This window comes from Rhodococcus ruber NBRC 15591, assembly GCF_001894945.1.
GTDB classification, from domain to species: domain Bacteria; phylum Actinomycetota; class Actinomycetes; order Mycobacteriales; family Mycobacteriaceae; genus Rhodococcus; species Rhodococcus ruber.
Window position 1 is genome coordinate 179,099 of record NZ_BCXE01000012.1, and the last position, 19,480, is coordinate 198,578.

Genomic DNA, 19,480 nt, shown 5'->3' on the forward strand with positions numbered 1-19,480 from the left:
GACACTGCCGCGGAGCGAGAGGAGCCTGGTGCCTGTGCCGTCGAGTCCGGACCCGTCCCCGCCGGGAGGCGGCCTGAGACCCGAGCATCCACCGGTGACGCCACTCCGCGACCTTGCTGCCGCCGTGGGCGCGACCGTCGGCACCGTCGAACCGGGCGTCGCGGCCGCCACGACTCCCGTCGCCGACGTGTCCGTGACCGGGGTCGACCTCCGCGCCCAGGGGGTGCGGCCCGGTGACCTGTTCGCCGCCCTGCCGGGCGCCCGCGCGCACGGCGCCGAGTACGCGGCGGAGGCGCTGGAGCGCGGCGCCGTCGCCGTCCTCACCGACGCCGCCGGCTGCGAACGCCTCGCCGCCGTCGTCACCCGTCCCGTGCCGGTGCTGATCCATCCGGATCCGCGGTCGGTCCTCGGCATCGTCTCCGCCGCCGTCTACGGCGAACCGTCGCAGCACATCCAGGTCGTCGGGATCACCGGCACCTCCGGCAAGACCACCAGCTCCTATCTGGTCGAGGCGGGACTCGCCGCGGCCGGGCGGGTGACCGGCCTGGTGGGCACCATCGAGACCCGGCTCGCCGGCCGGCGGGTGCCCAGCGCGCTCACCACCCCCGAGGCTCCGCAACTGCACGCCCTGTTCGCGGCCATGCGCGAGCAGGGCATCGACACCGTGGTGATGGAGGTCTCGAGCCACGCCCTGTCCCTCGGCCGGGTCGCCGGGGTCCGCTTCGCGGTCGGTGCCTTCACGAACCTGTCCCAGGACCACCTCGACTTCCATCGTGACCTCGACGACTACTTCGGCGCGAAGGCCCGGTTGTTCGCGGCGGACTCGCCCGTACGGGCGCACCGCGCCGTCGTGTGCGTCGACGACGAGTGGGGCGTGCGGATGGCGGAGATCGCCCGGGCCGCCCACCCCGCCGAGCCCGACGCCGTGCGCACCGTCGCCACCACCGGCGCGGCCGACTGGACCGCGACGGCGGTGCGCACCGATCCGTCCGGCTCCCAGACGTTCACCCTCACCGGCCCCGACGCCGCCGAGCGGCGCGTCGCGGTGCGCCTGCCCGGCCACTTCAACGTCGCCAACGCCGCCCTCGCCGTCGCGGTGTGCGCGGCCGCCGGGGTCGACGTCGACGCCGCGGCCGCGGGCATCGCCGACGTCGACGTGCCCGGGCGCGTCGAGCGGGTCGACCGCGGTCAGGGATTCCTCGCCGTCGTCGACTACGCGCACAAGCCTGCTGCGCTCGAGGCCGTCGTCGCGACGCTGCGCGGGCGGGCGGCCGGTGGCCGCCTCGCCGTCGTCGTCGGCGCCGGCGGCGACCGGGACCACGGCAAGCGGCCCCTGATGGGTGAGGTCGGAGCCCGGGGAGCGGACCTGCTCGTCGTCACCGACGACAACCCCCGCACCGAGGACCCGGAGGTCATCCGGGCCGCGGTGCTCGCCGGTGCCCGCGCCGTCCCCGACCACCAGCGGGGACAGGTCCGCGAGATCGGCGACCGGGCGGCTGCCATCGAAGCGGCCGTGCGCTGGGCACGTCCGGGCGACATCGTCCTCGTGGCCGGCAAGGGCCACGAGACCGGTCAGGAGATCCACGGGGTCAAGCACCCCTTCGACGACCGCGAGGTGCTCGCCGCGGCCATCGACCGGTTCACCGGCGCAGGTAGCGAGCAGTACGGAGGCACCCGATGATCCCGATGACACTCGCCCGCATCGCGGAGGTGGTCGGCGGGACACTGCACGACGTCGACGACCCGGCCGTCGAGGTGACGGGCACCGTCGAGTTCGACTCCCGCAAGGTCACCCCGCACGGGCTGTTCCTCGCCCTGCCGGGAGCCCGTTCCGACGGGCACGATCACGCCGCCGAGGCGATCGCCGCCGGTGCCGCCGCGGTGCTCGCCGCCCGGCCGGTGGGTGTGCCCGCCGTCGTGGTGCCGCCGGTGCCGCCGGTCGAGACCAACTCGCTGGCTTTCGAGCACGACGCCGACGGTTCCGGCGCCGCGGTGCTCGCCGCGCTGGGTGCCCTCGCCCGCGCCGCGGTCGACGAACTCACCGCGGCCGGACTGACCGTCGTCGGCGTCACCGGCTCCGCCGGCAAGACCTCCACGAAGGACCTGCTCGCGGCGGTGCTCGCGCCGCTCGGTCCCGTCGTCGCACCGCCCGGCTCCTTCAACAACGAACTCGGACATCCGTGGACGGCGCTGCGCGCGACCCCCGACACCCGGTTCCTGGTCCTGGAGATGTCGGCGCGCGGACCCGGGCACATCGCGGCCCTCGCCACCGTCGCCCCGCCACGGATCGGGGCGGTACTCAACGTCGGCACCGCCCACCTGGGGGAATTCGGTTCCCGGGAGGTCATCGCGCGGACGAAGGGCGAGCTCGTCGAAGCCCTGCCGCCCGCCGCGGAGGGCGGCGTGGCGATCCTCAACGCCGACGATCCGCTGGTCGCCGCGATGGCGCCCCGCACCCGTGCCCGCGTCGTGTTCGTCGGCAGCGACCCGGCCGCGCACGTCCGGGCGACCGACGTCCACCTCGACGAGCACGCCCGGCCCACGTTCACCCTGGTCGTGCGCGACGGCGACACCGAGCGCCGCGCCGCGGTCACCCTCGCGGTGCACGGCGAGCACCACATCGGCAACGCCCTCGCGGCCGCGGCCGTCGCCCTCGAGTGCGGCGCCACCCTCGAGCAGGTCGCGACCGCGCTCGGCGGCGCCGGCGCGGTGTCGGCGCACCGCATGGACGTGCGCACCCGCGCCGACGGCGTCACCGTCGTCGACGACGCCTACAACGCGAACCCCGATTCGATGCGCGCGGCGCTCAAGGCGCTGGTGACGATGGCGCGCGCGGGCGAGAGCCCGCGCCGGACCTGGGCGGTGCTGGGGGAGATGGGTGAACTCGGGGACGAGTCGGTCGTCGAGCACGACGCGATCGGCCGGCTCGCGGTGCGCCTGGACGTCACCCGCATCGTCGCGGTCGGCGCGACGCGTCCGGTCCGCGGTCTCTACCAGGGTGCGGTGATGGAAGGATCCTGGGGCGACGAGGCGACCCACGTCCCCGACGCCGACGCGGCGATCGCGCTCCTCGAGCGCGAACTGCAGCCCGGCGACCTGGTGCTGGTCAAGGCCTCGCAGTCCGTCCGGCTGTGGACGGTGGCGGAGGCGATCCTCGCAGGATCGGTGGGCACGGCAGGAACGGAAACGGAGGCCGCACGGTGAGACAGATCCTCTTCGCCGCGGGAATCGCACTGGCGGTGTCGATCCTGCTGACGCCGGTGCTGATCAAGGCGTTCTCGCGGCAGGGATTCGGCCAGGAGATCCGCGTCGAGGGACCGCAGAGCCATCAGTCAAAGCGCGGCACCCCGACGATGGGCGGCGTGGCGATCCTCGCCGGCCTGTGGGCCGGCTACTTCGGCGCGCACGCCATCGGCCTGGCCTACGAGGGCGCGGAGGGACCGTCGGCCTCGGGCCTGCTCGTGCTGGGTCTGACCACCGCGCTCGGCGGCGTCGGCTTCCTCGACGACTTCATCAAGATCCGCAAGCAGCGCAACCTGGGCCTGAACAAGACCGCCAAACTGGTCGGCCAGCTCGTCGCCGCCGTCGCCTTCGGCATCCTCGCCCTGCAGTTCCGCAACGGCGACGGGCTCACCCCCGGCAGCACCCACCTGTCCTACGTGCGCGACATCGCCACGGTCTCGATGGGTGCGGTGGTGTTCATCCTCTTCGTGTACCTGCTCGTGAGCGCGTGGTCCAATGCCGTCAACCTCACCGACGGCCTCGACGGCCTCGCCGCGGGATCGATGAGCCTGGTACTCGGCGCCTACGTGATCATCACGTTCTGGCAGTACCGCAACTCGTGCGTCGCCGACCCCGGCAAGGGCTGCTACGACGTACGGGACCCGCTCGACCTGGCGTTGCTGTGCGCCGCCGGCGCCGCCGCGTGCATCGGTTTCCTGTGGTGGAACGCCGCCCCCGCGAAGATCTTCATGGGGGACACCGGCTCGCTCGCCCTCGGCGGCATGCTCGCGGGTCTGTCCGTCACGACGCGCACCGAGCTGCTGATGGTCGTCATCGGTGCCCTGTTCGTCGCCGAGGCGGCGTCCGTGGTCATTCAGGTTGCGGTGTTCCGGTCCAGCCGGCGTCGCGTGTTCCGGATGGCGCCGTTCCATCACCACTTCGAACTCGGCGGCTGGGCCGAGACGACGGTGATCATCCGGTTCTGGTTGCTCGCGGCCATCGCCTCGGCCATCGGCATGGCCCTGTTCTACAGCGAATACCTAGCGGCGATCGGGGACTGACACCGTGACTGACGAACTGCGCCGCCAAGACCTCGACCGGCTCCGCGGCGCCCGCGTGCTCGTCGCCGGGGGCGGGATGTCCGGCCGCGCCACCCTCGGGCCCCTCGCGGACCTCGGCGCGGCGGTGACCGTGGCCGACCGCGACCCGCAGGCCCTCGCGCGCTGCCGCGAACTCGGTGCCGACACCGTCGATCTCGACGACCTCGTCGCGGACGCCTCGTCGCTGCATGCATACGCCCTGGTCGTGACCAGCCCCGGCTTCGCGCCGGACGCACCGCTGCTCTCGCACGCCGCGGGGGCGGCCGTGCCGATCTGGGGGGACATCGAACTGTCCTGGCGCATCGACCAGGCCGAGATCTACGGCCCGCCGCGGCGCTGGCTCGTCGTCACCGGCACCAACGGCAAGACCACGACGACGATGATGCTGCAGTCGATTCTCGAGGCTTCGGGGCTCGCGTCCGTGGCGTGCGGCAACATCGGCCTGCCCGTGCTCGACGCGCTGCGCCGCACAGAACCCCGCGCCGACGTCCTCGCCGTCGAACTGTCGTCGTTCCAGCTGCACTGGGCGCCGTCGGTGCGGCCCGAGGCCGGCGTGATCCTCAACATCGCCGAGGACCACCTGGACTGGCACGGCGGGATGGCGGGCTACATCGACGCCAAGGCGCGAGCGCTGGCCGGCACCGTCGGCGTGCTCGGCCTCGACGATCCGATCGCCGGGAGCCTGCGCGACCGGTCGCGGGCCGTCGTCACGGTCGGCTTCACCCTCGGCTACCCGCAGGCCGGTGAGCTCGGCATCAGTGGCGACGTTCTGGTCGACCGCGCGTTCGCCGACTCCGCAGTGCTCGCTGCGGTCGCCGACGTGACCCCGGCCGGGCCCGCCGGCCTGTCCGACGCGCTCGCCGCCGCGGCACTGGCCCGGGCGATCGACGTCCCCGCCTCCGCCGTGCACGACGGTCTGCGCCGGCACCGCGTCGGACCGCACCGCGCCGCCCCCGTCGGCACCGTCGACGGCGTCGCGTACATCGACGATTCGAAGGCCACCAATCCGCACGCGGCGCGCACGTCGCTGCTCGCCCACGACCGGGTGGTATGGGTCGCCGGCGGCCTGCTCAAGGGCGCCCACGTCGACGACCTGGTGGCGGAGGTCGCCCCCCGTCTCGCCGGGGTGGTGCTGCTCGGCCGGGACGCCGACCGCATCGCCGACGCGCTCGCGCGACACGCCCCCGACGTCCCCGTGGTCGTCCTCGACACGCGCGACGATGGACCGATGAGCACGAGCGAACCGGGGACGGTCCCGACTACGGCACGCCGGGTGGCGCTCGCGGGTGTGGACGGGCCCGAGGCCATGCGGACCGCGGTGCGCGAGGCGGCGTCGCTGGCGACGGCGGGGGACACCGTGCTGCTGGCGCCGGCCGCGGCGTCGCTGGACATGTTCGCCGACTACGCGCAGCGTGGTCGCGCGTTCGCCGCCGCGGTCGAGCAACTGCGCGGGGGCGGGACGCGGCGGTGAACGCGCCGCAGCCCGCCGACGGGGCGGCGCGGAACCGGGTCGGGCTGTGGCTGGCCCGGCCCCTGGCCTCGTTCCACCTGGTCGTCACGATCGCGGTGCTGCTCACCGTGCTGGGCCTGGTGATGGTCCTGTCGTCGTCGAGTGTCGAGGCCGTCGCCACGAACGGTTCGGCCTACGGCCTGTTCACCTCGCAGGCGATCTTCGCGGCTCTCGGCCTGGTCATCTTCTACCTCGCCCTGATCGTTCCGGTGCGGGTGCTGCGCCGGTTCTCGTTCCCGGCGTTCGCGGTCACCGTCGTGCTGCTGGTCCTGGTGCTCATCCCCGGCATCGGCACGGAGTCGCAGGGCACCCGCGGGTGGTTCGTCGTCGCCGGCGTGTCGCTGCAGCCCTCCGAGCTGGCCAAGATCGCCATCGCCGTGTGGGGTGCGCACCTGCTCGCGTCGCGCCGCGCGGAGCGCTCCAGCACCCGCGAGATGATGATTCCGTTGGTCCCGGCCACCCTCGTGGTCACCCTGCTGATCATCCTCCAGCCGGACCTGGGCACCACCGTCTCGCTCGCGATCATCGTCCTGGCGCTGCTCTGGTTCGCGGGTCTGCGGCTGCGGGTGTTCCTGACGATCGTCGGTACCGCCGCCGGGCTCGCGGTGCTCCTCGCCCTGACCGCCGGGTACCGGTCCGCACGTGTACGGGCCTTCTTCAACCCCGGCGCGGACCCCCAGGGCATCGGCTACCAGGCACGCCAGGCGAAGTTCTCCCTGGCCGACGGCGGATTCTGGGGCCGCGGGCTCGGACAGAGCCGCGCCAAGTGGAGCTACCTGCCCAACGCCCACAACGACTTCATCTTCGCCATCATCGGTGAAGAGCTCGGTTTCCTCGGCGGCCTGGCCGTGATCGGCCTGTTCGGTCTGTTCGCGTACGCCGGCCTGCGGATCTCGCTGCGCTCGGTCGATCCGTTCCTGCGGTTGCTCACCGCCACCGCCACCACCTGGATCATCGGACAGGCGTTCATCAACATCGGCTACGTCGTCGGACTGCTGCCCGTGACCGGACTGCAGCTTCCGCTGGTCTCGGCCGGCGGCACCTCCACTGCGACGACGCTGCTGATGTTCGGTCTGATCGCCAACGCGGCCCGGCACGAACCGGAGGCCGTCGCCGCCCTGCACGCCGGGCAGGACGGCCGCTTCGGACGGCTGCTGCGGCTGCCGAAACCGGAGCAGTACACCCCGGCGCGCGGCGAGGCCGTGCGACTCGACCGGCGTGCCGATCCCGCCCGGGCCGAGCCGCGCCGGGCCGGCGCCGAGCGGGGCAGCGGCACGGCGGTCCGCAAGCGGCCGGCCCCACCGGAACGCGCATCTCACGAACGCGCGCGCGGGCGCACTACACAGTCCGCGACGCCGCGGGACCAGGCCCCTCGCCGGGCGAGACGCCCGGCGCGCACGACCGACAGCAGAGACGGACGAACCGGAGAGCGAGGAAACCGTAGGTGAGCGGCGAGCAGTCTGCCCTGTCCGTGGTGGTGGCCGGGGGCGGTACCGCCGGGCACATCGAGCCGGCCCTCGCGGTCGCCGACGCGATCCGCGAGTTGGTGCCGACCGCGACGATCACCGCGCTGGGCACCGAACGGGGACTGGAGACCACCCTCGTGCCGCAGCGCGGCTATCCCCTCGAACTGGTCCCCCCGGTGCCGCTGCCCCGCAAGCTCACCGCCGACCTGGCCCGACTGCCGGCGCGGGTCCTCGCCTCGGTTCGCCGGACCCGCGAGGTGCTCGACCACGTGCACGCCGACGTCGTCGTCGGATTCGGCGGCTACGTGGCGCTGCCCGCGTACCTGGCCGCCGGTGCCGGGCCGCTGCGCCGTCGGCGCCGCATCCCCGTCGTCGTCCACGAAGCCAACGCCCGCGCCGGTATCGCCAACAAGATCGGGGCTGTGCGCGCGGCCCGCGTCCTGGCCGCGGTCCCGGGGTCGGGCATCGTGCGCCGCGGCGAGGCCGAGATCGTCGGCATCCCCGTCCGGTCGTCCATCACGGGGCTGGACCGCGCCGCGCTGCGCGCCCGGGCCCGGGCCCACTTCGGGCTGCCCCCGGACGGGCCGGTGCTCCTGGTGTTCGGCGGTTCGCAGGGCGCCCGCTCGCTCAACGAGGCCGTCTCGGGTGCCGCCGGGCAGCTCGCCGCCGCGGGCATCGCCGTGCTGCACGCCCACGGCCCCAAGAACACCGTCGACGTGCCGGCACGTCCCGAGCACGACCGTTGTCCCTACGTCGCGGTGCCCTACCTGACACGGATGGACCTGGCGTACTCCGCTGCCGACGCGGTGATCTGCCGCTCCGGTGCGATGACCGTCGCCGAGGTGTCCGCGGTGGGGTTGCCGGCGGTGTACGTGCCGTTGCCGCACGGCAACGGAGAGCAGGAACTCAACGCCCGGCCGGTGGTGGCGGCCGGAGGTGGGATGATCGTGGCGGACGAGGAACTGACCCCGGCGTTCGTGGCCGACACGGTGATCCCGCTGTTGCGTGACGCCACCCGCCTGGCCGAGATGGGACGGCGGGCGGCAGGAGCGGGCCACCGCAGCGCCGCCGCCGAGGTGGCGCGGATCGTGCTGGACGTCGCAGGCGTGGAAGCGAACAGGAGTGATCGATGAGCGAGCAGCTGCCCCCGGAGCTCGAGCGGGTGCACATGGTAGGCATCGGCGGGGCCGGGATGTCCGGCATCGCCCGGATCCTGCTCGCTCGCGGCGGGAAGGTCTCCGGATCGGACGCGAAGGAGAGCCGCGGCGTGCTGGCATTGCGTGCGCGCGGCGCCTCGGTGCGCATCGGACACGACGCAAGCGCGCTGGACCTGCTCGAGGGCGGCCCCACCGCCGTGGTGACGACGCACGCCGCGATCCCCCAGGACAATCCCGAGCTGGTCGCCGCCCGCGAACGCGGTGTTCCCGTCCTGATGCGCCCGGCGGTGCTGGCCGCACTGATGCGCGGGCACCGCACCTTCCTGGTCGCCGGCACGCACGGCAAGACGTCGACGACCTCGATGCTGGTGGTGACTCTGCAGCACTGCGGCTTCGACCCGTCCTTCGCCGTGGGCGGCGAACTCAACGAGTCGGGCACCAACGCGCACCACGGCAGCGGGGACGTGTTCGTCGCCGAGGCCGACGAGAGCGACGGTTCGCTCCTCCAGTACGACCCCGACGTGGTGATCGTGACCAACATCGAGGCCGACCACCTCGACTTCTTCGGCACCGAAGAGGCGTACGTGCAGGTGTTCGACGACTTCGTCGACCGTATCGCCCCCGGTGGGCTGCTCGTGACCTGCCTCGACGACCCCGGCTCGGCCGCCCTGGCGCGACGCGCGACGGCCCGTCGCCCGGACGACCTGCGCGTCACCGGATACGGCACGGCGGCGGCGACCGGTGACGGCGCCGAGGTCGACGGGGTGCGGGTGGGGGTGCGTCTGCTCAACTGGGAGGCCAAGGACGTCGGGGGAGTGGCCGAGTTCCACCTGGCCGACGAGGCGGCACCGCGCACGGTGCGGCTGTCCGTTCCCGGCCGGCACATGGCGCTCAACGCGCTCGCCGCACTGCTCGCCTCCCTCGAGGCGGGCGCCCCGGTCGAGGAGGCGGTCGAGGGTCTGGCCGGTTTCGGCGGGGTGCATCGGCGATTCCAGTACAGCGGCCGCGAACACGGCGTGCGGGTGTTCGACGACTACGCCCACCATCCCACCGAGGTCCGCGCGGTTCTCGCCGCGGCCGCGGAGCTGGTCGCCGGCGAGCCGGTCCGCTACACCGAGACGGGCACCGAGCGGCCGCGCGTGATCGTCGTCTTCCAGCCACACCTGTACTCGCGCACCGAGACCTTCGCGACCGAGTTCGGCGCGGCCCTCGACCTCGCCGACGAGGTCGTGGTCCTGGACGTCTACGGGGCGCGCGAGAAGCCGCGACCGGGCGTGAGCGGTGCCCTCGTCGCGCAGTCGGTGTCCAGGCCCGTGCACTACCAGCCGGATCTGTCCCTCGTGCCGCGCCAGGTCGCGCGACTGAGCCGTCCCGGCGACGTCGTGATCACCATGGGTGCCGGGGACGTGACCATGCTCGGGCGCCAGATTCTCGATGCCCTGCGCAGCAAGCCCGGCCGGCTGCGGCCGGGAGCTGCCGCCGGACCGGGACCGGTCGGTCCGTGACGCCCGCCGCCACCACCCGCATCCGCCCTCGCGGGGCGGCGCGGCCCGCGCGACGGCCGTCGGGCCGGTCCGTGCGGGTGCGGACGGTGCTGATCGGTGCGGCGGTGGTGGCGGCGGTACTCGGCCTGATCGGCATCGCGTGGCTGTCGCCGCTGCTGTCCGTGCGGACCGTCGAGGTCGTGGGGGCGACGGCGATCCCGCAGGAGGACGTGCTGGCCCGTCTCGAACTCGCGGAGGGCACACCGCTGCTGCAGGTCGACACGGCGGCGGCGGCGCAACGGGTCGCGGCGCTGCCGCGGGCCGCGTCCGTACGGGTCCAGCGCGTCTACCCCTCCACCGTGCGGGTCACGGTGACCGAGCGGGAGGCAGTGGTGTTCGTCGACGCGCCCGACGGCACGCACTCGCTCGACGCCGACGGGGTGGACTTCGCGGTCGAGCCGCCGCCCATGCTGACCCCACGCCTGGTCACCCCCGCCCCCGGTCCCGGCGACCCGGCGACGGCCGCGGCGATCGAGGTGCTCGCGGCGCTGCCGCCCGAGCTGCGTGTGCAGGTGGGGGAGGTGAACGCTCCGTCGGCATCCGAGGTCTCGCTCACCCTGCACGACGGCCGGGTCGTGGTGTGGGGCACGGTGGACCGCTCGGATCGCAAGGCCCGGGTGGTGCTGCCGCTGCTCACCCAGCCGGGGCAGACCTACGACGTGGCGGCGCCCGACCTGCCGACGGTGCGATGACGACGCGGACGGCGATCGCGGCCCCAGGACGAAAATCATGCGCGCCGTCGGCGCGCCTGCTGGCGGATCGCCGCCACAGTGCCATAGCGTTTCGCACCAGTCGAGATACTTGACATAACCATCGACCTGTGGTTGAGGGTTTGTCCGTACCTCACCGATGATGATCGAAGCGTGACCGATTTCTCAGGAAGGCGAGAGCCCATGACGCCCCCGCACAACTACCTCGCCGTAATCAAGGTCGTCGGTATCGGCGGTGGCGGCGTGAACGCGGTCAACCGCATGATCGAACAGGGACTCAAGGGAGTCGAGTTCATCGCGGTGAACACCGACGCGCAGGCCCTGCTCATGTCCGACGCCGATGTCAAGCTCGACGTCGGCCGCGAACTCACCCGGGGGCTCGGCGCCGGTGCGGACCCCGAGGTCGGCCGCAAGGCCGCCGAGGACCACAAGGACGAGATCGAAGAGGTGCTCAAGGGCGCCGACATGGTCTTCGTCACCGCCGGTGAGGGCGGCGGGACCGGCACCGGCGGCGCGCCCGTGGTCGCGAGCATCGCCCGCAAGCTCGGAGCGCTGACCGTCGGCGTCGTCACGCGGCCGTTCTCGTTCGAGGGCAAGCGCCGCGGCAGCCAGGCCGACACGGGCATCCAGACCCTGCGCGAGTCGTGCGACACCCTCATCGTCATCCCCAACGACCGGCTCCTGCAGCTCGGCGACGCCGCCGTCAGCCTCATGGACGCGTTCCGCTCCGCCGACGAGGTGCTGCTCAACGGTGTCCAGGGCATCACCGACCTCATCACCACCCCGGGCCTGATCAACGTCGACTTCGCGGACGTCAAGGGCGTGATGTCCGGCGCCGGCAGCGCCCTGATGGGCATCGGTTCCTCCCGGGGCGAGGGCAGGGCCATCAAGGCCGCCGAGGCGGCGATCAACTCGCCCCTGCTCGAGGCGTCGATGGAGGGTGCACGCGGCGTGCTGCTGTCCATCGCCGGCGGCTCCGACCTCGGCCTGTTCGAGATCAACGAGGCCGCCTCGCTGGTGCAGGAGGCCGCCCACATCGACGCGAACATCATCTTCGGCACGGTCATCGACGACTCCCTGGGCGACGAGGTGCGCGTCACCGTCATCGCGGCCGGGTTCGACGGCGGCACCCCGGCGCGACGTCCCGTCGAGTCGGCCCCGCCGACCCCCGCAACGCGCGGCGGCACCGTCGGCGCGGGGCGTGCCGGCGACGTCGGTCGCTCGGAGCGGGAACGGGCCGAGGAGATGCCGGCGCGCGAGCAGCAACCCGTCGCGGGCAGCTCCCTCCCGCCGATCGGGTCGGCCCAGCCGGCGCGGCCGGTCGAGACGGACGAGGACGGCGACGACGACGTCGACGTGCCGATCTTCATGCGCCGTTGACGGTGACACAGCCGGTGCTGCGGGCGCGGCGGGTCGTCACCACCCGTGCCGGCGGCGTCTCCGCCCCGCCCTACGACTCTTTCAATCTCGGTGACCACGTGGGTGACGACCCGGCCGCGGTCGAGGCGAACCGGCGCCGGCTCGCCTCGGTGATCGGACTGCCCTACGAGCGGCTCGTGTGGATGGAGCAGATCCACAGTCGCAACGTCACCGTCGTGGACGGCCCGGTCCGCGGCCCGGTGCCCGCGACCGACGCGCTGGTCACGCGCGAGCCCGGTCTCGCGCTCGTCACGTTGAGTGCGGACTGCGTGCCGGTGCTGCTGTCCGACGAGGAGGCGGGCGTGATCGCCGCCGTGCACGCGGGCCGGATCGGTGCCCGCGTGGGGATCGTGCCCCGGGTCCTGGACACGATGACCGAACTCGGTGCGCGACCGGAGCGCATCGGCGCGTTCCTCGGACCTGCTGCGAGCGGCCGCCGGTACGAGGTGCCCGCTTCGATGCAGGCCGACGTGGAGGCGCATCTGCCCGGTAGCGCCACCCGCACCGTCGCGGGCACGCCCGCGCTGGACCTGCGGGCCGGGTTGCGACGGCAACTGCTCGAACACGGCGTCACGGCCGTCGCGGAGGATCCCCGATGCACCATCGAGGATCCGACGTTGTTCAGCCATCGCCGGCAGGCGCCGACCGGACGGCTGGCGGCGGTGATCTGGCTCGAGGCCGGACCGGACCCCGCCGCCGGAGGTGGCCGATGAGCCCCGCCGCCGGAGGTGGCCGATGAGCCCCGCCGCCGGAGGTGGCCGATGAACCCCGCCGCCGGAGGTGGCAGGTGACCGCAGCGGACGCCGACGCGCGGCGTGCCGAGATCGCCGACGGACTGCGCCGGGCACACGAGCGGCTCGACGCCGCGGCCCGGGCGGCGGGCCGCGACCCGGCGGAGATCGCGCTGCTGCCGGTGACGAAGTTCTTCCCGGTCTCCGACGTGGAGATCCTCTACGGACTCGGGTGCCGCGCCTTCGGTGAATCCCGCGAACAGGAGGCAACCGCGAAGGTTGCCGAATTCCGTTCGCGGACAACCGATCCTGCCGTCGCTTGGCATATGATCGGCCGGGTGCAACGCAACAAGGCGCGTGCCGTGGCCCGCTGGGCCCACACCGTGCACTCGGTCGACAGCGCCCGGCTGGCGCACGCACTGGACTCCGGTGCGCGGGCCGCGCGGGATTCCGGTGACCGCGACACGCCGCTGTCCGTCCTGCTGCAGGTCAGTCTCGACGACGACCCGCAGCGAGGCGGGGTGAGCTCCGCCGACCTGCGCGCGCTCGCGGACGAGATCGCCGGGACCGCCGGGCTCGCGTTGCGCGGGCTCATGGCGGTGCCGCCGCTGGGCTGGGACCCGGACGCCGCCTTCGAACGGCTCGCCGGGCTCCATGCCGCGCTGCGTTCCGATCATCCCGAGGCCACCGAACTGTCGGCCGGGATGTCCGGCGACCTCGAGGCGGCGGTGCGATGGGGTTCGACGTGCGTGCGTGTCGGAACCGCGGTGTTGGGCGCGCGGCCGTTAGCCTGAGTGGCGACCGCCGCGCGAGGAAGGTTGATCCATGAGCTCACTCCACAAGTTCAAGGCGTACTTCGGGATGGTGCCGCTCGAGGAGTACGAGGACGACTACCTCGACGACCCCGCGAGCGCCCGCCGCGAGCGCGACCGGGACTACGACGAGCCGCCGTACGCGGGCGGTGGTTACGGACCGTCGCACCGGGACGAGTACAAGGCGTCGCGGCGGGAGGATGCCGGCCGCGACTTCGAACCGGACGGTTTCGATCGTTACGAGCCGCCCGTGCGGGCGGCGCGCGTGGAGCCGATCACGGCCCGCGCACCGCGCCCGACCCCGCCGCCGGCCCGCGCCGCCGCGCGGTCGTCGCTCGGTTCCGAGGGCCGCCTGGAACGGTCCGAGGCCCGTCGCGGCGCGCTGTTCGACGAGGGAGGCCCGTTGTCGAAGATCACCACGCTGCGTCCCCGGGACTACGGCGAGGCCCGCACGATCGGTGAGCGGTTCCGCGACGGCACCCCGGTGATCATGGACCTGGTCGAGATGAGCAACGCCGACGCCAAGCGGCTCGTCGACTTCGCGGCCGGGTTGGCCTTCGCGCTGCGCGGTTCGTTCGACAAGGTCGCCACGAAGGTGTTCCTGCTGTCCCCGGCGGACATCGACGTCTCCGCCGAGGAACGCCGCCGGATCGCGGAGACGGGGTTCTACAACCAGCAGTGACCTGATCCGCCGCGGCGGTTCCCGGCACGGTCGACGCCCGGTGCCCGGTGTGCAACACCGGATGCCGGGCGTTTCGGTTTGGCTCGATGCGCCGTCGTCGGGCAGAGTGGGCGGGTGGCCGTATTCGAGGTGCTCTGGTTCCTGCTGTTCATTTTCTGGCTGCTGCTGATCGGCCGGATCATCGTCGAGTTCATCCGGACGTTCGCGCGGGACTGGAAGCCGACGGGATTCGTCGTCGTCGTTCTCGAGGCAATCTTCACGGTCACCGATCCGCCGGTGAAACTGTTGCGCCGGCTCATTCCTCCGCTGAATCTCGGCGGGGTGCGACTGGATCTGTCCATCATGGTGCTGCTCTTCATCGTCTACTTCCTCATGGCATTCATTCCCCGAGGTGGGACGCTCTGACGGCCGACACCTGCTCGGACGATCCGCGTGAAAGCCGCCCTGTGCCAGAATGGGGTGCCAGTTACAGTGAGTTTGATACGCGTGACGCACTGTGGATATAACTGAATGCTTGCTTGACCGCTCACACGACGCGTGAAGGGATCCTTCCATGCCGCTGACCCCAGCTGATGTGCACAATGTCGCGTTCAGCAAGCCGCCGATCGGAAAGCGTGGTTACAACGAGGACGAGGTCGACGCATTCCTGGATCTCGTCGAGCAGGAACTGACCCACCTGATCGAGGAGAACGCCGACCTGCGGCAGCGGGTGGCCGAGCTCGACCAGGAGCTGGCCGAGGCCAAGAAGGGTGCCCGTTCCGGTGGGGCTCCGGCCCCGGCCGCCAAACCGGAACCCGCGCGCGTCGTCGAGGCGCCGAAGCCGCCGGAGCCCGCGCCCGCTCCGGCGCCGGCGCCGGCGCCCGCACCGGTCGCGGCCGCACCGGCCTCCGCGGACGCGAGCATGCAGGCGGCCAAGGTGCTCGGTCTGGCCCAGGAGATGGCGGACCGCCTCACCGGCGACGCCAAGACCGAGGCCGAGGAACTGCTGCGCAACGCCCGCACCAACTCCGAGCAGCTCATCTCCGATGCGCGCACTCGCAGCGAGGCGATGATCGCGGACGCGCGGCAGAAGTCCGAGGCGATGCTGGCCGACGCCCGGACCCGTTCGGAGACGCAGCTGCGCCAGGCCAAGGAGAAGGCCGACGCGCTGCAGGCGGACGCGGAGAAGAAGCACACCGAGATCATGGCGACCATCAACCAGCAGCGTTCGGTGCTCGAGGGTCGCATCGAGCAGCTCAAGACGTTCGAACGTGAGTACCGGGTGCGCCTGAAGTCCTACCTCGAATCCCAGCTCGAGGAACTCGAGCAGCGCGGCTCCGCCGTGCCGGTCGACGGCGGCCAGGAGGCGTTCAACCAGTCGAACTCCTCGTTCGGGTCCACGTCCTTCGCCAAGGGCAACAGCTGATCGAGGCGGGGGTCCGATGCCGGGTTCGGAGGAGGGTGCGCCGTGCTGGTAGTGACGCTCTCCCTCGCAGCCGTCGGCTTCGGCATGCTCGTCGTGGCGCTCATGACGGGCTCCGTGCTGTGGGCCTGGGGTTGCATCGTCGTGTGTGTGGTGGGCGCGGTCCTGCTGCTGATCAGCGCGCTGGGCGGCAAGCGGACCGCGCCCCCGACGGCGACGGCAGCCGAACCGGACCGGCGTCGCGGGGGACGCGATGCCGGCGAGTGAGCGCGGCGGCATAGAATAGTTCGAGGACAGACTCTGTAGTCCTGCCCCGGCGGCCGCCGGGGACGGCGACGATCCGGCCATCACCGGGGAGCCTTCGGAAGAAAGGCCGTGCCGACCGGCACTGCTCAGTAGAACCGAACGGGTGGGCCCGTCACAGCCCGAACGAGAGGCCCGTCTCGCCGGCAGAGCCCGGAGAGACGGTGCAAGCGGGGTGGTACCGCGGTTGCCGGCGCACAGTGCGCGGTGATCGTCCCCGTGCCGGACACGTCTAGGCACGAGGAGTCACGCTGTGACGAAGAGCACCCCCGACACCCCGCAGGCCCCGGTCGCGTCGACCGGCAAGTACCCGCTCGTCGACTACGGGGTGGCCAAGGATTCGGGCGTCGATTTCCCCGAGCTCGAGGTCGAGGTCCTCGACGGGTGGACCAAGGACGACACCTTCCGCGCCTCGGTGTCGAACCGCGACGGCGCCGAGGAATTCGTCTTCTACGACGGCCCGCCCTTCGCGAACGGTCTGCCGCACTACGGCCACCTGCTCACCGGTTACGTCAAGGACCTGATCCCGCGCTTCCAGACGATGCGCGGGAAGAAGGTCGAGCGGCGCTTCGGCTGGGACTGTCACGGCCTGCCCGCCGAGCTCGAGGCGGAGAAGCAGCTCGGCATCACGGACAAGTCCCAGATCGACACGATGGGACTCGCCGAGTTCAACGCCTACTGCAAGACGTCGGTGCTGCGGTACACCGGGGAGTGGCGCGACTACGTCACCCGGCAGGCCCGCTGGGTGGACTTCGACAACGACTACAAGACCCTGGACCTGGACTTCATGGAGTCGGTCATGTGGGCCTTCAAGCGGCTCTACGACAAGGGCCTGATCTACCAGGGCTTCCGGGTGCTGCCCTACTCGTGGTACGAGCAGACCCCGCTGTCGAACCAGGAGACCCGGCTCGACGACGCGTACAAGATGCGCCAGGACCCGGCGGTGACCGTGGACATGGTGCTGCGCGCCCCCGGCTCCGAGCTCGACGGCGCGTGCGCGCTGATCTGGACCACCACGCCGTGGACCCTGCCGTCCAACCTCGCGATCGCGGTGCATCCCGACATCGAGTACGTCGGCGTGCGCGGCGCCGACGGCAAGACCTACGTGCTCGCGCAGGAGCGGGTCGGTCACTACGCGCGCGAACTCGGTGACGAACCCGAGGTGCTCGGCCGCTATTCCGGCGCCGACCTCGTGGGTCTGGCCTACGAGCCGCCGTTCGACTTCTTCGTGGGCCGCGAGAACGCCCACCGGATCATCGCCGCCGACTATGTCACCACCGACTCCGGCACCGGAATCGTGCACTTGGCACCGGCTTTCGGTGAAGAAGACATGGAGTACTGCCAGCGCAACGGCATCGAACTGGTGCAGCCGCTCGATCCGGGCGGGAAGTTCACCGCGATGGTCCCGCCCTACGAGGGGCTGCAGGTCTTCGACGCCAACCCGGTGATCATCAAGGACCTCAAGGCCGCCGGGAAGCTGTTGCGGCACGAGACGATCGAGCACTCCTACCCGCACTCGTGGCGGTCCGGGCAACCGCTGATCTACATGGCGGTGCCGTCGTGGTTCGTCGCCGTCACCCAGTTCCGGGACCGCATGGTGGAGTTGAACAAGCAGATCACCTGGGTGCCCGAGCACATCCGCGACGGACAGTTCGGCAAGTGGCTCGAAGGTGCCCGCGACTGGAACATCAGCCGGAACCGCTACTGGGGCAGCCCGATTCCGGTGTGGGTCTCGGACGACCCGGCCTACCCGCGGATCGACGTCTACGGCTCCCTCGACGAACTCGAACGCGACTTCGGGGTGCGCCCGGCCGACCTGCACCGGCCGATGATCGACGAGCTGACCCGGCCCAACCCGGACGACCCGACCGGGACGTCGACGATGCGCCGCGTCCCCGAGGTGCTCGACTGCTGGTTCGAGTCGGGCTCGATGCCGTTCGCGCAGGTGCACTACCCGTTCGAGAATCAGGGGTGGTTCGACTCCCACTATCCGGGCGATTTCATCGTCGAGTACAACGGGCAGACCCGCGGCTGGTTCTACACCCTGCACGTGCTGGCCACCGCGCTGTTCGACCGGCCCGCCTTCAAGACCGTCGCGGCGCACGGCATCGTGCTCGGCGACGACGGGCTGAAGATGAGCAAGTCCAAGGGCAACTACCCCGATGTCAACGAGGTGTTCGCCCGCGACGGCTCCGATGCCATGCGCTGGTTCCTGATGTCCTCGCCCATCCTGCGCGGCGGCAACCTCGTCGTCACCGAGCAGGGCATCCGCGAGGGTGTCCGGCAGGCGCTGCTGCCGCTGTGGAACGCGTGGAGCTTCCTGCAGCTGTACGCGTCCGAGCCCGGCACCTGGCGCACCGACTCGCCGCACGTGCTCGACCGGTACATCCTGGCCAAGCTCGCTGCCACCCGCGACGCGATCACCGACGCCCTCGAGGTGGTCGACATCGCCGGGGCCTGCGACGAGCTGCGCACGTTCTGCGACGCCCTCACCAACTGGTACGTGCGCCGCTCCCGCAGCCGGTTCTGGGACGAGGACGCCGACGCGATCGACACCCTGCACACCGTGCTCGAGGTCGTCAGCCGCCTGGCGGCCCCGCTGCTGCCGCTGGTCACCGAGGTGATCTGGCGGGGCCTGACCGGCGGTCGCTCCGTGCATCTGGCGGACTGGCCGGCGGCCGGGGAGCTGCCGGCCGACCCGGCCCTGGTCGAGTCGATGGACGAGGTCCGCGCGGTGTGCTCGACGGTGCTCTCGCTGCGCAAGGCCCAGAAGCTGCGCGTGCGGCTGCCGCTCCCGCAGGTCACCGTGGCCGCCCCCGACGCCCACCGGCTGCAGCCGTTCGCCGATCTCGTCCAGGACGAGGTGAACGTGAAGTCGGTCGAGCTGACCGACGACGTCGATGCGCACGGGCGCTTCGAACTGGTCGTCAACGCCCGCGCCGCGGGGCCGCGCCTCGGCAAGGACGTGCAGACGGTCATCAAGGCGGTCAAGGCCGGGGACTGGTCGGAGGCGGACGACGGCACCGTCACCGCCGCCGGCATCGCCCTGCTGCCGGAGGAGTACACCACGCGCTTGGTGGCGGCGGAGCCGGAGTCCACGGCGGCGCTGCCCGGCGGCGCCGGCCTGGTGGTGCTGGACTCCACGGTCACCGAGGAGCTCGAGGCCGAGGGCTGGGCGAAGGACCGGATCCGCGAGCTGCAGGACGCGCGCCGCAACCTGGGCTTGGAGGTCTCGGACCGCATCGGCGTGGTGTTCGAGGTGCCGGCCGACCGCGCCGACTGGGCGATGCGGCACCGCGCGCTCATCGCCTCGGAGGTGCTGGCCACCAGCTTCGAACTGGCACCCGCCGGCGACGGGGCGCTCGAGCTCGGCGAAGGGGTGCGTGCGGCGATCGTCAAGGCATGAGCGTCCCGGTGACGCC

At 72.1% G+C, this 19,480-nt stretch carries 16 protein-coding genes; all 16 read left to right on the top strand.

What is annotated here, in order from left to right:
- The first annotated feature begins 94 nt into the window (after positions 1-94).
- The 16 genes from RR3_RS08670 (at position 95) to ileS (ending at position 19,464) form a co-directional block, all read left to right on the top strand.
- A complete protein-coding gene (locus tag RR3_RS08670) occupies positions 95-1,681 on the top strand; it encodes a UDP-N-acetylmuramoyl-L-alanyl-D-glutamate--2,6-diaminopimelate ligase (RefSeq protein WP_043823060.1) in 1,587 nt (528 codons plus the stop codon).
- On the top strand, positions 1,678-3,204 hold the full coding sequence (locus RR3_RS08675) for a UDP-N-acetylmuramoyl-tripeptide--D-alanyl-D-alanine ligase (RefSeq protein ID WP_010594386.1): 1,527 nt from the start codon (positions 1,678-1,680) through the stop codon (positions 3,202-3,204). Before RR3_RS08670 ends, RR3_RS08675 begins: the two co-directional genes overlap by 4 nt.
- A complete protein-coding gene (gene mraY, locus RR3_RS08680) occupies positions 3,201-4,283 on the top strand; it encodes a phospho-N-acetylmuramoyl-pentapeptide-transferase (RefSeq protein WP_003934158.1) in 1,083 nt (360 codons plus the stop codon). Before RR3_RS08675 ends, mraY begins: the two co-directional genes overlap by 4 nt.
- Positions 4,284-4,287: 4 nt before the next feature.
- Positions 4,288-5,793, top strand: a complete 1,506-nt coding sequence (gene murD / locus RR3_RS08685; protein WP_010594387.1) for a UDP-N-acetylmuramoyl-L-alanine--D-glutamate ligase — start codon at positions 4,288-4,290, stop codon at positions 5,791-5,793.
- A complete protein-coding gene (gene ftsW, locus RR3_RS08690) occupies positions 5,790-7,280 on the top strand; it encodes a putative lipid II flippase FtsW (RefSeq protein ID WP_010594388.1) in 1,491 nt (496 codons plus the stop codon). Before murD ends, ftsW begins: the two co-directional genes overlap by 4 nt.
- Complete coding sequence (gene murG, locus RR3_RS08695; protein ID WP_010594389.1) at positions 7,277-8,431, top strand: undecaprenyldiphospho-muramoylpentapeptide beta-N-acetylglucosaminyltransferase; 1,155 nt, start codon at positions 7,277-7,279, stop codon at positions 8,429-8,431. The genes ftsW and murG overlap by 4 nt, the downstream gene beginning before the upstream one ends.
- Entirely contained in the window at positions 8,428-9,960 is a 1,533-nt protein-coding gene (gene murC, locus RR3_RS08700; RefSeq protein WP_010594390.1) for a UDP-N-acetylmuramate--L-alanine ligase, read from the top strand. The genes murG and murC overlap by 4 nt, the downstream gene beginning before the upstream one ends.
- Positions 9,957-10,691, top strand: coding sequence for a cell division protein FtsQ/DivIB (locus RR3_RS08705; RefSeq protein WP_017681762.1), 735 nt, complete (start codon positions 9,957-9,959; stop codon positions 10,689-10,691). Before murC ends, RR3_RS08705 begins: the two co-directional genes overlap by 4 nt.
- Before the next feature lie 201 nt (positions 10,692-10,892).
- Positions 10,893-12,089: a cell division protein FtsZ gene (gene ftsZ, locus RR3_RS08710; protein ID WP_010594392.1), complete on the top strand. Its 1,197-nt coding sequence runs from the start codon at positions 10,893-10,895 to the stop codon at positions 12,087-12,089.
- The gene (pgeF, locus tag RR3_RS08715) at positions 12,086-12,841 is read left to right on the top strand and encodes a peptidoglycan editing factor PgeF (RefSeq protein WP_234420097.1); all 756 of its coding nucleotides are present in this window, start codon (positions 12,086-12,088) and stop codon (positions 12,839-12,841) included. Before ftsZ ends, pgeF begins: the two co-directional genes overlap by 4 nt.
- A 74-nt stretch (positions 12,842-12,915) precedes the next feature.
- Complete coding sequence (locus RR3_RS08720) at positions 12,916-13,653, top strand: YggS family pyridoxal phosphate-dependent enzyme (RefSeq protein WP_010594394.1); 738 nt, start codon at positions 12,916-12,918, stop codon at positions 13,651-13,653.
- A gap of 31 nt (positions 13,654-13,684) precedes the next feature.
- Positions 13,685-14,353 (top strand): cell division protein SepF, encoded by a 669-nt coding sequence (locus RR3_RS08725; RefSeq protein WP_003938220.1) that lies wholly within the window; start codon positions 13,685-13,687, stop codon positions 14,351-14,353.
- A gap of 114 nt (positions 14,354-14,467) precedes the next feature.
- On the top strand, positions 14,468-14,758 hold the full coding sequence (locus RR3_RS08730) for a YggT family protein (RefSeq protein ID WP_003938221.1): 291 nt from the start codon (positions 14,468-14,470) through the stop codon (positions 14,756-14,758).
- Between the two features lie 148 nt (positions 14,759-14,906).
- Complete coding sequence (wag31, locus tag RR3_RS08735) at positions 14,907-15,758, top strand: DivIVA-like cell division protein Wag31 (protein ID WP_010594395.1); 852 nt, start codon at positions 14,907-14,909, stop codon at positions 15,756-15,758.
- A 42-nt stretch (positions 15,759-15,800) separates the two neighbouring features.
- On the top strand, positions 15,801-16,022 hold the full coding sequence (locus RR3_RS08740) for a hypothetical protein (RefSeq protein WP_010594396.1): 222 nt from the start codon (positions 15,801-15,803) through the stop codon (positions 16,020-16,022).
- Between the two features lie 289 nt (positions 16,023-16,311).
- Positions 16,312-19,464: an isoleucine--tRNA ligase gene (gene ileS / locus RR3_RS08745; RefSeq protein ID WP_048770988.1), complete on the top strand. Its 3,153-nt coding sequence runs from the start codon at positions 16,312-16,314 to the stop codon at positions 19,462-19,464.
- Positions 19,465-19,480 lie beyond the last annotated feature (16 nt).

Excerpts from the sequence above, each read along its gene's own strand:
- RR3_RS08675 (WP_010594386.1), top strand. The coding sequence starts at position 1,678 with ATGATCCCGATGACACTCGCCCGCATCGCGGAGGTGGTCGGCGGGACA.
- murC (WP_010594390.1), top strand. The coding sequence starts at position 8,428 with ATGAGCGAGCAGCTGCCCCCGGAGCTCGAGCGGGTGCACATGGTAGGC.
- ftsZ (WP_010594392.1), top strand. The coding sequence starts at position 10,893 with ATGACGCCCCCGCACAACTACCTCGCCGTAATCAAGGTCGTCGGTATC.
- RR3_RS08725 (WP_003938220.1), top strand. The coding sequence starts at position 13,685 with ATGAGCTCACTCCACAAGTTCAAGGCGTACTTCGGGATGGTGCCGCTC.
- wag31 (WP_010594395.1), top strand. The coding sequence starts at position 14,907 with ATGCCGCTGACCCCAGCTGATGTGCACAATGTCGCGTTCAGCAAGCCG.